A 12,077-nucleotide genomic window follows, 5' to 3' on the forward strand; every position below is an offset into this window, starting at 1 on the left:
GGAAAAGGTATATGGAAATGCTAAATATTGGAAATCATGTGTCTTCATCAAAGGGCTATCTTGCCATGGGCAAGGAAATTACCAGCATAAATGGCAATGTATTTGCTTTTTTCACCCGAAATCCCCGGGGAGGTAAAGCTAAAGATATCAATGAATCTGACGTAAAAAAGTTTTTGGAATATAAGAAGGAACATAATATTGGTACGCTGGTAGCCCACGCACCATATACATTGAATCCTTGTGCTGCAAAGCCAGAGCTTCGTGAATTTGCCCACGATGTTATGGCTGATGATCTGGTGCGCATGGAATATACCCCGGGGAATCTCTATAATTTCCACCCAGGAAGCCATGTCCAGCAGGGTGTTGAAGTGGCTATTGGACTTATTAGTGAACTACTCAATAATGTTCTCAAAAAGGAACAAAGTACAACGGTGTTGCTTGAAACCATGTCCGGTAAGGGAACAGAGGTTGGACGCAGCTTTCAGGAGCTTAAGGCAATTATTGACAGAGTTGATTTAAAGGAACAGCTTGGAGTATGCCTTGATACATGCCATGTTTACAGCGCAGGCTATGATATCGTAAATGACCTTGATGGGGTACTGAAGGAATTTGACAGGATAATTGGCATAGACCGTCTGCGGGCAATTCATCTTAATGACAGTATGACTCCATTTGGATCCAACAAGGACCGTCACGAAAAGATAGGTGATGGTACCATTGGCCTGGAGGCTTTTGTAAGGATTATTAATCACCCTCAACTGAAAAATCTGCCATTTATTCTGGAAACTCCAAACGATAATGCAGGCTATGCCCATGAAATAGCAATACTTCGCAAGGCATATAAGGAATAAGATAAATGTCCCTACAAGACTTTTGAAAAAAGCTTGTAGGGATGATTTATATATGTATATTATTTATTGCAAAGATGTGGTATAATAATTTGTCTTAATAGTAATAGCAAAAAAGGAGCGATATGTATTGACTGAGAAAATACCTCATGTTGTTATAGTTGGTGCAGGCTTTGGTGGCGTTGCAGCCATGAAGGCCCTTAAAAATGTAAATGTAAAGATTACATGGGTGGACAGAACTAATTATCATCTGTTCCAGCCACTGTTGTACCAGTTATCCACGGCGGTGCTTTCCACAGATGATATCTCTTTCCCGGTAAGAGCCATGTTCCGTAAGCGGAAAAATATGGATTTATTTATGGCCAAGGCCACTGGCATTGATGGTAAAAATAAAATTCTCCATACAAACCACGGAGATATTTCCTATGATTATCTTATTGTGGCGGCTGGTGCCACTAATAACTTTTTTGGCATGGAAAATGTGGAGAAATATTCCTATGGTATGAAGACCATTCAAGAGGCCCTTCATATCAGAAATCATGCCCTTCACATGTTTGAGCGTGCCAATAAGCAGGAAGACAGCGAAGAGGAGCGCCGTAAAATGCTTACATTTGTATGTGTAGGTGGTGGCCCGACAGGTGTGGAGGAAGCTGGTGCACTGGCAGAGCTGGTGGCCGTTCAGAAGCTTGACTATCCGAATCTGAACTTTGATGAAGTTAGTATAAAGCTCATAGAGGCCACTGACAGAGTCTTGCCTATGATGCCTGAAAATCTTCAAAAATATACTCTTGATGTTTTGAAGAAAAAGGGTGTTGAGGTAATGCTGAATACCCAGGTGGCAGATTGCAGCGAGGATGGACTGACCTTGAAGGATGGTACTTTCATTCCGAGCAGGACTGTAATTTGGGCAGCCGGTGTCCGGGCACATGATTTGGCATCTACCATTGGCGCTGAGTGTGACAGGGCTGGTCGTGTAATAGTGGAAAAAACATTGCAGGTTCCAGGTTATCCAGAGATTTTTGCCATCGGTGATAATGCTCATTTCATACAGGATGGCAGGCCTTTGCCAACGGTTGCTCCGGTGGCTAATCAGGAGGCCAGGGCCGCAGCTGATAACATTGTTCGCATGATTAAGGGCGAAAAGTTGCGGGAATTTGTCTACAAGGATTATGGCAGTATGGCTACTATTGGCCGTTGTGAAGCTGTAGTTTCCTGGGGCTTCCTCAAAATTGGTGGCTTCTGGGCCTGGATGATTTGGATGTTCCTGCATTTGTTACGACTGGAGGGCGCCCATGAGGACATTACTGTAGGTATAAAATGGTTCTGGAACTTTATTTCTGGTACCCGCCTTGGTCGTATAATTACAAATATTAGATTCGAAGAGCTGGAAAAGTAAATAATAGCCTGAAATAAAAATGTCGCCGAACTGTTTTTGAAACAATCTGGCGACATTTTTTTAATCACGGTCAATATAAATCGGTGACATGGTGAAGTCCTTATTTAGCTCTGGCACGTTTTGACAGAGCTGATAAATATTGTTGTACTGCATATCATAATATAGTTGCCTGTGGAGAGGTGTTGGCAGGTTCTTGCTTATAAAATCACGACGGTTGATGTACTGGGTTATTTTTGTAATAACAGGTATGGAAGCCGTCTTTTTTATTTTCCTTATCATGTTTCGGCCACGATTATCAAAAGCCAGAACTCTTATGTAAGCTACTCCCGTACTATCTGCCTCATCCATCAGCTCTTTCTTTATGTCCAAAAGAATAGCGTGAATAAGGCGGTTGATTCTTGTCCTTTGATAGCGCTTGCCAATAAGCTGATTGATAAATTCTGTAAGAGTTAGCGCAAAGGCGGCATCTATCAGCTTGTATTCAAGCCCTTCATTGATGGAATATATTTCCCTGAGTTTTTCAGGAGGGGTGTGTAAAATTTTTAATTGGAGGGCAGGATAGAGCTTTTCTAATGATCCCATATCTTTGGTGGTTAGCTGGGACAGCAGTCTGAAGGTGGTTTCGGGTACAACCTTTGATAATTCATCATTATTTGACAGAGTTACCATTTGTCGTATGGCAGTGCCACTGGCATATCCTCCCACAGCTTCCATGTCGTTGTGGGCAGTGCCGATTCGTTTAAGTGGCATGACCTCAATGCTGGAGCCTAATGCCTTAAGTGCCTTTAAATATTCAATAGCCAAAATAGTATTAGGCTCCTTCAGAACATCAATGCTTGTGTCAGTGAGTTCAGCTATAATCTGGGCTGTAGCTACTGCATAGGAAGTGCCTTGCTTTAATAGCTCTTGCAGCTTATTTTTATGGATTGAAGTATTTATGGAAGCGGCCTTGGACAGCATGCTGATATCAGGATATTCTGTACTGAAAGCCAGCTTGTCTACTACGCCTAATTGATGTAGAAGAGAAACACCGCCAAAGGCAAAATGCTGGGCACTACGGCAGGAAAAAACAGCGGGGATTTCCAGCACCAGATTTGCACCGTTTTCAACAGCCAGAAAAGCCCGTTGCCACTTGTCCAATATTGGCAATTCGCCCCGCTGACTAATGCCACCACTGATACAGGCAATGATATCTGTATCGTTTCCTAATTTATCCCGAATTTTATTTATTTGATAGCGATGTCCATTGTGAAATGGATTGTATTCTGCGATTATACCCGTAATCATAGTTATCTCCAAGGTAGATAATAGTTCTTAGGTTATTTTAGCAGAGTTAAAAAGAATCATAAATGGTATGGGGGATATTTTTTCATAAAATGGAAAAATCCAAGTAATAGTCGTATAATAGAGTAGGTGTATAAGGTATGAAAGTTTCCTTAGGAGGTTTACTATATGAAGAAAAAAGTGGCTGTGGCCATGAGCGGTGGTGTTGATAGCTCTCTTGTAGCTACACTTTTAAAGGAAGAAGGCTATGAGGTTATTGGCATTACCATGCGTCTAAGTGATGAAGGGCGTGGTTTTTGTCTTTCTCCAGAGGCTGAGGCGGCAGCGCTGGTTTCTGTAAAGGATGCTCAACGAGTTGCTGAGCAGTTGGGTATTCAGCATTATGTGGCTGATTTCCGGGATATGTTTAAAACCAAGGTTATAGATTATTTTTTGGATGAATATGCTCAGGGGCGTACACCTAATCCTTGTGTGGCCTGCAATCCTCAGATAAAGTTTGGGGCCCTTTTAAATAAGGCCCAGGAGCTGGGAGCTGATTTTTTTGCCACTGGTCATTACGCCCGCATTAAGCAGGATGAAAATGGCAGATATGGTCTATATACTGGTGTAGATAAGCATAAGGACCAATCCTATGCCCTATATCGTATAAAACAAGATGTTTTAAAGCATATAATTTTGCCGCTTGGGGAGTTTACCAAAGTGAAAACCCGGGAATTGGCAGAGAAATATGGTCTGGTGGTGGCTAAAAAGGCTGAAAGTCAGGAGGTTTGCTTCGTTCCTGATGATGATTATAAGGCCATGCTGAAAAGGTTCCGCCCTCAATGTTTGAAGCCAGGTGATATTGTGGATCTTCAAGGCAATGTGTTGGGCCACCATGAGGGGGTACCTCTGTATACCATCGGTCAGCGCAAGGGGTTGGGGATTGCATATCCGGAGCCACTTTATGTAGTTAAGCTGGATATGGCTAAAAATCAAGTGGTTGTAGGCAATAATCAGGCTGTATTTGCAGAAAGCCTTATTGCTGAAAAAATGAATTGGCTGGCCTTTGATGAACTTAAGGAACCAATTAAGGTAAATGCCCGCATTCGTTATGGTGCAAGAGAGGGAATGGGGGTCGTGGCACCACTTGATAATGGCAGAGTAAAGGTTACCTTTGATAATCCACAAAGAGCTGTAACGCCTGGACAGTCTGTAGTTTTCTATAATGGAGACCAGGTTGTGGGCGGCGGAATCATAGTTGAATAATTATTATATATAAAGGGAAGTGTCTAGTATGAGCAGCTTTGCACAATCTGTAAAGTACAGACTATTTGCTATTCTGGCAGTGGCCGTAGTGGCTGTAATTGGCGGTGTATGGTGGTACGCGGCATATTATACTAATACGCCGGAATATACCATACAGATGATTCAGGAATGTATAGAGAATCACGACAAGGATAAGATTAAGAAATATATAGATTTTGACCACCTGTTGGATACCAGCAGCGATGCTCTGCTGGAAGGATTGGTGGATGCCAGCATACCAGCTGTGGGGGATGCCAAGGATGCAGTAAGCAGTTTTAGCCGTATGTTTAAGGCTCCTGTGATTATGAGCTTGCAGATGGCTATTGATAATTATGTTGAAAATGGTCAGTGGGCCAAGAGCAACGGTACTGAGGGTATGGGCACTATAGATGCAGATATGGTGCTGCAAAAGTCAGGCCTGGGGGCAACTTCCTTCAGAAAGCTGGACAGTATGGCTGTGGATAGTGATAATGGTACGGCTGTTGCCAAGGTACGGGTGTTCCAGGAAGAAGCCAACGAGGAATTTATCCTTGATGTGGAATTTGTAAAGAAGGATGATGGCGGCTGGCAGTTATATGAAATCACCAATTTAAAGGATTTTATTACCATGGTGAACCATTCCCGCCGTGATAATGTCAAGCAATATCTTGATCAATCCTCTACAATTATGTCCAATCATGATAGCAAGGTAATGTCCTTGGAGCAGGAGGTAAGTAGTATCCTTAATGGTGGTTCACTGGGAAACGCTGATACCAGAAAAGATCTTAAAAATATTATGGAAGACAAGGTGATTCCTGAGTGGCAGGCCAGAAAGAGCGAGCTGGAGGCTATGAGCGTGCCACCGGCAGCTGGCACACTCCATAGGCTCAGAATTAAGATTTGCGATTTGCATATTGAGTATGCTAAGGGCTATGCTAAATGGATGGATGATAAAAATGCTTCTACCATCAGAACAGCTGATGCCGCACTGAAGCAGGCCAGAACTCTGGAAAAGGAAGCAGAGCTCTTGACCAAGCAGGTAAATTCACATATTAAGTAATAATAAGGAAGAGTAATTAAATGAGTGACAATTTTGATAAGACCCAGCCTATACCACGGGTAACAGATGATATGGCAGACCAAAAAACTCAGCTGATTAATTATAATCAGGTGAGAAGGTTGGAGCCAATTAATGTAAACCAGAGACAGCAGTTAAATAACGGTGTAGGCCATCATCAGCAGACCCCACCGCCTAAACCACCCAAAAAGAGCGGTAAGGGAAAACTGGCCTTTACTCTGATTCTGGCCTTTGTAGTGGCTTTGTTGGCGGGGCTGTTTATTTCAGGATATATGAGTGAGCAGACCAGCAGGGAGACGCAGCTGAAGACTCAGCAGGAGCTCTCGGACCGTGAGGCCAGAAATGCCGAGGGAAAACAGAATGACCTCAGCTCCAAGAAAAAGCAGTTGGATCAGCGTATTAAGGATTTGGAAGCCCAGCAGCAGGCAGCAAAATCAGAGGCTGATAAGCTAAAGGGCAAAAATGAGCAGATTGATAAGGCCAAGAAGGATAAGTCAGGTGCTGAGAAGGTAATTGATAAATTTACCGGCAAGGACGCCAAGGATGAAAAGGCCGCCAAGGAATCTGCCAAAGAAGAGGAGCAGGCCTTAAATAAGGTGGAGGAGCTAAACCGCTCTATTCAGGAAGCCAAGGAAACCTATGAGGAGGTTAATCGTCAGCTGGATGAATTGGAGGCTATGCGCCAGAAGGCTATAAGGACCAAGGAAGAGGCTGAGAGGGTTTACAACGAAAACAAGGGGCTTATTGATACTATTGTTCATTATGTGGAGCAGGGGATATCCCTTTTTAGTAGATAATAGAACTGAATTGGCCTGGAAAAGGATTTGTTGTTAAATCAATATTAATATGGAGGTTTTTACATTGAAAAAATATTTATTGTTGGCAATATCACTGATTTGTGTTTTTGCAGTAATGGTATCTGGTTGTGGTAATAAGCAGTCTGATAAGGAATTGCAGGCCGTAACTGTTGGTGTAATGCCGGATATTGATTCTGTGCCAATTATTATTGCCCAGGAAAAGGGATATTTTGCTGAAGAGGGCCTTAAGGTAAATATTCAGCAGTTTAAGAGTGCCATGGATAGAGATGCAGCCCTTCAGAGCGGTAATCTGGATGGTGCCATTTCTGACCTTTTGGCCGTTGCCTTTGCCAAGAGTGGTGGCTTTGATGTTAAGGTAACTGCCTATACTGATGGCGATTACAAGCTCATCGCCGGCAAGAATGAAAATGTAGCTTCTCCAAAGGATTTGGCTGGCAAGGATGTGGCAGTGTCCAAGAATACCATCATTGAGTATGTAACTGACCAGATTTCTGTATCCCAGAGTATGAAGGAAGACAGCATTAACAAGGTAGTAATTCCTCAGATTCCAACTCGTTTGGAAATGCTTCAGAATGGCAAGCTGGCAGCAGCAACTCTTCCGGAACCAATGGGAAGTATTGCTGTAGCCAATGGCTGCAAGTTCATTACTGATTCCGAGCAGCTGGGCATTAACCCTGGTGTTATGATGTTTACTGCCAAATGTGTGGATAACAAAAAGGCTGAGCTTCAGGCCTTCTATCGTGCTTATAACAAGGCTGTAAAGTATCTTAATGAGCATCCTCAGGACGAATATATGGACCTCATTATTGAAAAGAGTGGTTTCCCGGCAATCGCCAAGACTGCCCTGAAGCTGCCTAAGTATCGTGAAGCAGGACTTCCACAGGAGAAGGATGTAGTTGATTGCATGAAATGGATGAATTCCAAGGGACTCATTAAGCAGGAATTCTCCTACAAGGATCTGGTTGTAGATTTATTTAAATAATCAGTTAGATAGTTGGTTTCAGACATGATTAGTATTGAAAATTTATCAGTGAATTATAAATCTGATAGTGATGTCTATACGGCTATATCCGGAATTAATCTTACAATTCCGGAGGGTGGCACCTTGGCGGTGATTGGTCCTTCAGGATGTGGCAAGTCCACGTTGCTGAAGGCTATTGCCGGCCTTATTCCGGAGTATGAAGGTACCATCAAAATAAATGGAGATGAGGTTAATCCTAAAAAGCAGACCATTGGCTTTATGCCCCAGAATTATGGTCTGCTTCCTTGGCGTACGGTTATTGACAATATAAGGTTGGGGATGAAGATAAAGCGTGCGCCGGAGCTTCTGGACCGAAAGGTTTTAAAGAAGCTGATGCGTCAGCTGGGCATTGAAGGCCTGGGACATCGTTATCCTACTGAGCTTAGTGGTGGACAACAGCAACGGGTGGCATTGGCCAGAGTCTTTGCCCTGCAACCGGATGTGCTGCTAATGGATGAGCCTTTCTCTGCTCTTGATGCCATTACACGGGAAGAAATGCAGGATATTTTTCTGAAGCTCTGGCAAAAGAATAATGTTTCCACAATTTTTGTTACGCATTATGTGGAAGAGGCACTGTACCTTGGTCAGAGAATTGCCATATTGTCGGCCAGCTCCGGCAATATAAACCGTATTGTTGACAATCCACTTTTCGGCGGCAAGGATATTCGTCAAAATCCTGAATTCTTTGAAATGAGCTTAAAGCTGAAAAATTCTATTAAGAAGGACTGGAATCAGGCATGGGAAAATTAGTGAGTTTATGGTATCTCCTGGCAGCTGTTGTATTGACCATAATTTGGTTTATTGTATCTCAACTGGTGGATTTGCCCATTATTCCATCCCCGGTTCTGGTGGTGGAGAATTTAGCTGATATATTTATGAAATATATCGCCATTCACAGCCTATATAGTCTTTGGCGTATAGGAGCGGGCTTACTCTTAGCAGTTGCTGTGGGACTCCCTTTGGGGGTAATAATGGGGTATTTTCCTCAGACCGACCGATTTTTGGCTCCTGTTGTCTATCTGACATATCCTATTCCTAAGATTGCCCTGCTGCCAATACTTATGCTGTTGTTTGGAGTAGGGGAGCTTTCCAAGGTATTTATGATATTTCTGATTATAGTGTTTCAGGTGGTGGTGGCTGTCCGTGACGGCATAAGAGCCATTCCCAATGAAACCTATTATCCCTTGTATTCTCTTGGCGCTTCCTTTAAGGATATTTTCTTTGAGGTTTTATGGCCTGCATCCCTGCCGAAGTTTATTACGGCCATCAGGGTAGCATTGGCCACAGCAATTTCCGTATTGTTTTTTACTGAGACTTTTGGTACACAATATGGAATGGGATATTTTATTATGGATGCCTGGCTTAGGGTAAATTATCTGGAGATGTATTCTGGAATTGTGGTACTTAGCCTGCTAGGGCTTATCCTATTTACAACTATTGATCTTATAGAAAGAAATGCTTGCCATTGGCAGTATAAATAAGATATAAATAAGGTAGAAAAGTACCAAGGTAAAAGTTTTGGTCTGATGAATTTCGTATATACTATGCAGTATAATTACTATATATAAAAATATATAGTTAAAATAGTTATAGGATGAATTATCCAAAAAACGAAAAAGAGAGAGATTTTTTTACCAAATAGTGAAAGGGGGATAGGATATGGCTGTAGAAGTTAAGAATGTGGTGGAAATCTTTGTGGACCAATACCTGGATAAAACCTTGGATAGTATTCCTGGAGTTTGTCGCTGTGAGCAGTGCGTGGCTGACATTAAGGCCATTACATTGAATTCCATGAAGCCTAAGTATGTCAGCAGTGCAAGAGGAGAAGTGCTTAGTAAGCTGAAGACCTTCGCCCAGGGGAATCAGGTGGAGCTGCTTTGTATCGTAAAGAAAGCAGCAGACATGGTTATGACCAACCCACATCATGATGTGGTGAAGAAAAAAGGTAATGTCCTATAGCTATTTTGGTAATCAAAAAGACCTATCGCAATGCGATAGGTCTTTTCTTGTTAGTTTAGGGTATTTAAAACGTTATGCGTACAAATTATCTATTGTTCTTGAAGAACTCCAATGCTACAGGTGGGAACAGAGCATAGGAGAGTACATCTTCCTCAGAAGCATTTGGATAACCCTTTTCAGCCAATTCCTTCTTGAAGTCAGCTACCTTAGGCTCCTTGGCATCTGCTACAGCACAGTCGGTAATCATATCCTCAGGCTTAATCTTCATAGCCTTGAGAACTTCTTCCTTAACTGGTTTTGGAGTCTTACCAAACTTACCACGGGCCAGATCCTTAACCTCGTTAGGAACCATGGTGTAACGTGGCTGACCGTTAGCCATCATAATAACGTTCATGGTAGCCATAGTACCAACAATCTGGGAAGATGGAGTTACAAGTGGAGGGAAACCAAGGTCTTCACGAACCTTAGGCATCTCGTCCAACAGCTCCTGATACTTATCAGCAGCGCCCATTTCCTTCAGCTGGTTAACCATGTTGGAAAGCATACCGCCTGGAATCTGGAAATCCAATACTTTTGGATTAACATCGAAGTAACCAGGGAGGTTGAATTCCTTCATAATTTCCTTCTTAACGCCCAGGAAGTGCTTTGCAATAGGCTCCATAACCTGACGGTCGAGCTTGGTATCTCTTTCCAGACCTTCCAGAGTAGCGATCATAGTCTCAGTACAAGGCTGGGAAGTATCGTTAGCCAGTGGAGAAAGTGCGCAGTCAATGATATCAACGCCTGCCTCGATAGCCTTCAGATAAGTCATGGAACCGAAACCGGAGGTGTAGTGAGTGTGAAGCTCAATTGGAAGACCAACCTGTGCTTTCAGCTTCTTAACCAAATCCTCGGCTACATAAGGCTTCAACAGACCGGACATATCTTTAATACAGATGGAATGAACACCCATCTTCTTCAGCTCAATTGCCAGATCAACGAAGGTCTGGTTAGTATGGAATGGGCTGATGGTGTAAACGAGACAGCCCTGTACATGTGGCTTCTCTTTTGCTTTCAGAGCAGCATCAATAGCTGTACGGAGATTAGTTACATCATTCAGTGCATCGAAAATACGGAATACGCCAACACCGTGCTCGGAAGCCTTGTTAACGAAGGCACGTACAACATCATCAGAGTAGTGGTTGTAACCCAGAAGATTCTGGCCACGCAGCAGCATCTGAATAGGAGTCTTCTTGAGGTGAGCCTTAAGAGTATCAAGGCGCTCCCATGGATCCTCATTCAAGAAACGAAGGCAGCTATCAAAAGTAGCACCGCCCCATGCCTCAAGAGCATTGTAGCCGATATTGTCAAGAGCCTCTAACTGAGGAAGCATCTGACCAATACGCATACGGGTTGCCAACAGTGACTGATGGGCGTCACGGAGAACGGTTTCAGTAATTTTTACTGGATTTGACATATTATAACATCTCCTTAAAAATATAATATTAAATTCCCCGAAATATATTGCTTATCCCCTTAAGCAATCTTCAATTCAAGTATAAGTTGTATGATAATTTTTGTCAAACAAATTTGCCAGTTATTAATACCAAATAATGCCATTCGCTACTAAATCAGTGTTGCATATTTTTTGGAAGCTCATCCACAATTTCAATATTATCCAAAACGGATTTCATATTTTCCCTGAAGCTCACCAGATATGCCTGACGAAGCTCAGTCTGGCGTTCCTTTTCTTCAGGGGTAAGGCCCACAGTGCGCTGTTTTCTGGATAAAGTATTTATTTCTTCAATCAGTTCTTTGGTAATCATGTTTCCTCCTAATAATATATCAATTCAAATACTGAGATATTATAACGCAGCTGTTCAAATTTTTCCATTTATGGAAAAATATTCTTATGCGGCGTTTCAACGAGACATTAGGTATTATTGTCGAGTTATAACGCAGTTGTTCAAATTTTTACGTTTATGGAAATTTGCCCACCATAAGTTTAAGAAAAGTGTTAATAAATAATCATAATTATGGTATAATCATAAAATACTGTAAAGGTATTCCATTACAGCAAAAAAATCGGATAAAGGGAGAGAATAGGAGTATGAAATTAGTAGTAACCATCTTTGGAAAAGACCAGGTCGGCATTATTGCCAATGTAAGTAATATCTTGGCTGCGAAGAAGGTAAATATTACCAGCGTAAACCAGAATATCGTGGATGGCTTTTTTAACATGATTATGATGGCTGAGCTTACCGATTCCTCTGTAAAATTGGCCGAAATTCAAAAGGAGCTCAAAGAAAAGGGGCATGAAATGAACCTGGAAATTAAGGTTCAGAATCAGGAAATTTTCAATATCATGCATAATGTTTAAATGTGTGGTGTGAAGCAGGATTCGAGATGAAAGTTAGTATTGAGCCATTTT

The 12,077-nt window shown here is 42.2% G+C and carries 13 protein-coding genes; 10 read left to right on the forward strand and 3 right to left on the reverse strand.

Features of this window, described 5'->3' with window-relative positions; translation table 11 throughout:
- The first annotated feature begins 17 nt into the window (after positions 1 to 17).
- The gene (locus T355_RS0105755) at positions 18 to 851 is read left to right on the forward strand and encodes a deoxyribonuclease IV (protein ID WP_027396927.1); all 834 of its coding nucleotides are present in this window, start codon (positions 18 to 20) and stop codon (positions 849 to 851) included.
- A gap of 127 nt (positions 852 to 978) precedes the next feature.
- Complete coding sequence (locus tag T355_RS0105760) at positions 979 to 2,244, forward strand: NAD(P)/FAD-dependent oxidoreductase (RefSeq protein ID WP_027396928.1); 1,266 nt, start codon at positions 979 to 981, stop codon at positions 2,242 to 2,244.
- Positions 2,245 to 2,304: 60 nt separating this feature from the next.
- Here T355_RS0105760 and T355_RS0105765 read toward each other — a convergent pair whose 3' ends face one another.
- The gene (locus T355_RS0105765; protein ID WP_027396929.1) at positions 2,305 to 3,531 is read right to left on the reverse strand and encodes a nucleotidyltransferase family protein; all 1,227 of its coding nucleotides are present in this window, start codon (positions 3,529 to 3,531) and stop codon (positions 2,305 to 2,307) included.
- 165 nt (positions 3,532 to 3,696) lie between these two features.
- Between T355_RS0105765 and mnmA the strand changes: the two genes are divergently transcribed.
- The 7 genes from mnmA (at position 3,697) to T355_RS0105800 (ending at position 9,667) form a co-directional block, all read left to right on the forward strand.
- On the forward strand, positions 3,697 to 4,773 hold the full coding sequence (mnmA, locus tag T355_RS0105770; protein WP_027396930.1) for a tRNA 2-thiouridine(34) synthase MnmA: 1,077 nt from the start codon (positions 3,697 to 3,699) through the stop codon (positions 4,771 to 4,773).
- A gap of 28 nt (positions 4,774 to 4,801) precedes the next feature.
- Entirely contained in the window at positions 4,802 to 5,851 is a 1,050-nt protein-coding gene (locus T355_RS13705) for a DUF2939 domain-containing protein (protein ID WP_051555407.1), read from the forward strand.
- Between the two features lie 20 nt (positions 5,852 to 5,871).
- On the forward strand, positions 5,872 to 6,666 hold the full coding sequence (locus T355_RS0105780) for a hypothetical protein (RefSeq protein WP_027396931.1): 795 nt from the start codon (positions 5,872 to 5,874) through the stop codon (positions 6,664 to 6,666).
- 115 nt (positions 6,667 to 6,781) lie between these two features.
- Complete coding sequence (locus T355_RS0105785) at positions 6,782 to 7,669, forward strand: MetQ/NlpA family ABC transporter substrate-binding protein (RefSeq protein WP_051555434.1); 888 nt, start codon at positions 6,782 to 6,784, stop codon at positions 7,667 to 7,669.
- 24 nt (positions 7,670 to 7,693) lie between these two features.
- Positions 7,694 to 8,458: an ABC transporter ATP-binding protein gene (locus T355_RS0105790; protein ID WP_027396933.1), complete on the forward strand. Its 765-nt coding sequence runs from the start codon at positions 7,694 to 7,696 to the stop codon at positions 8,456 to 8,458.
- Positions 8,446 to 9,189 carry an ABC transporter permease gene (locus tag T355_RS0105795; RefSeq protein ID WP_027396934.1) on the forward strand — a complete coding sequence of 248 codons (744 nt, stop codon included), beginning with the start codon at positions 8,446 to 8,448 and terminating at the stop codon, positions 9,187 to 9,189. The genes T355_RS0105790 and T355_RS0105795 overlap by 13 nt, the downstream gene beginning before the upstream one ends.
- 178 nt (positions 9,190 to 9,367) lie before the next feature.
- Positions 9,368 to 9,667 carry a late competence development ComFB family protein gene (locus T355_RS0105800; protein WP_027396935.1) on the forward strand — a complete coding sequence of 100 codons (300 nt, stop codon included), beginning with the start codon at positions 9,368 to 9,370 and terminating at the stop codon, positions 9,665 to 9,667.
- 85 nt (positions 9,668 to 9,752) lie between these two features.
- Here the strand turns inward: T355_RS0105800 and T355_RS0105805 are convergent, their stop codons facing one another.
- The gene (locus tag T355_RS0105805; protein WP_027396936.1) at positions 9,753 to 11,123 is read right to left on the reverse strand and encodes a pyruvate carboxylase subunit B; all 1,371 of its coding nucleotides are present in this window, start codon (positions 11,121 to 11,123) and stop codon (positions 9,753 to 9,755) included.
- 154 nt (positions 11,124 to 11,277) lie between these two features.
- Complete coding sequence (locus T355_RS0105810) at positions 11,278 to 11,472, reverse strand: DUF896 domain-containing protein (protein WP_027396937.1); 195 nt, start codon at positions 11,470 to 11,472, stop codon at positions 11,278 to 11,280.
- 284 nt (positions 11,473 to 11,756) lie between these two features.
- Here T355_RS0105810 and T355_RS0105815 point away from each other — a divergent pair, with 284 nt between their 5' ends.
- Positions 11,757 to 12,026 carry an ACT domain-containing protein gene (locus tag T355_RS0105815; RefSeq protein WP_027396938.1) on the forward strand — a complete coding sequence of 90 codons (270 nt, stop codon included), beginning with the start codon at positions 11,757 to 11,759 and terminating at the stop codon, positions 12,024 to 12,026.
- Positions 12,027 to 12,077 lie beyond the last annotated feature (51 nt).

Origin of the sequence: Anaerovibrio lipolyticus LB2005, assembly GCF_000621545.1 — a bacterium.
Classification (GTDB): domain Bacteria; phylum Bacillota; class Negativicutes; order Selenomonadales; family Selenomonadaceae; genus Anaerovibrio; species Anaerovibrio lipolyticus_A.

Excerpts from the sequence above, each read along its gene's own strand:
- T355_RS0105755 (WP_027396927.1), top strand. The coding sequence starts at position 18 with ATGCTAAATATTGGAAATCATGTGTCTTCATCAAAGGGCTATCTTGCC.
- T355_RS0105795 (WP_027396934.1), top strand. The coding sequence starts at position 8,446 with ATGGGAAAATTAGTGAGTTTATGGTATCTCCTGGCAGCTGTTGTATTG.
- T355_RS0105805 (WP_027396936.1), bottom strand. The coding sequence starts at position 11,123 with ATGTCAAATCCAGTAAAAATTACTGAAACCGTTCTCCGTGACGCCCAT.
- T355_RS13705 (WP_051555407.1), top strand. The coding sequence starts at position 4,802 with ATGAGCAGCTTTGCACAATCTGTAAAGTACAGACTATTTGCTATTCTG.
- T355_RS0105790 (WP_027396933.1), top strand. The coding sequence starts at position 7,694 with ATGATTAGTATTGAAAATTTATCAGTGAATTATAAATCTGATAGTGAT.
- T355_RS0105785 (WP_051555434.1), top strand. The coding sequence starts at position 6,782 with ATGGTATCTGGTTGTGGTAATAAGCAGTCTGATAAGGAATTGCAGGCC.
- T355_RS0105815 (WP_027396938.1), top strand. The coding sequence starts at position 11,757 with ATGAAATTAGTAGTAACCATCTTTGGAAAAGACCAGGTCGGCATTATT.
- T355_RS0105765 (WP_027396929.1), bottom strand. The coding sequence starts at position 3,531 with ATGATTACGGGTATAATCGCAGAATACAATCCATTTCACAATGGACAT.
- mnmA (WP_027396930.1), top strand. The coding sequence starts at position 3,697 with ATGAAGAAAAAAGTGGCTGTGGCCATGAGCGGTGGTGTTGATAGCTCT.
- T355_RS0105810 (WP_027396937.1), bottom strand. The coding sequence starts at position 11,472 with ATGATTACCAAAGAACTGATTGAAGAAATAAATACTTTATCCAGAAAA.
- T355_RS0105780 (WP_027396931.1), top strand. The coding sequence starts at position 5,872 with ATGAGTGACAATTTTGATAAGACCCAGCCTATACCACGGGTAACAGAT.
- T355_RS0105800 (WP_027396935.1), top strand. The coding sequence starts at position 9,368 with ATGGCTGTAGAAGTTAAGAATGTGGTGGAAATCTTTGTGGACCAATAC.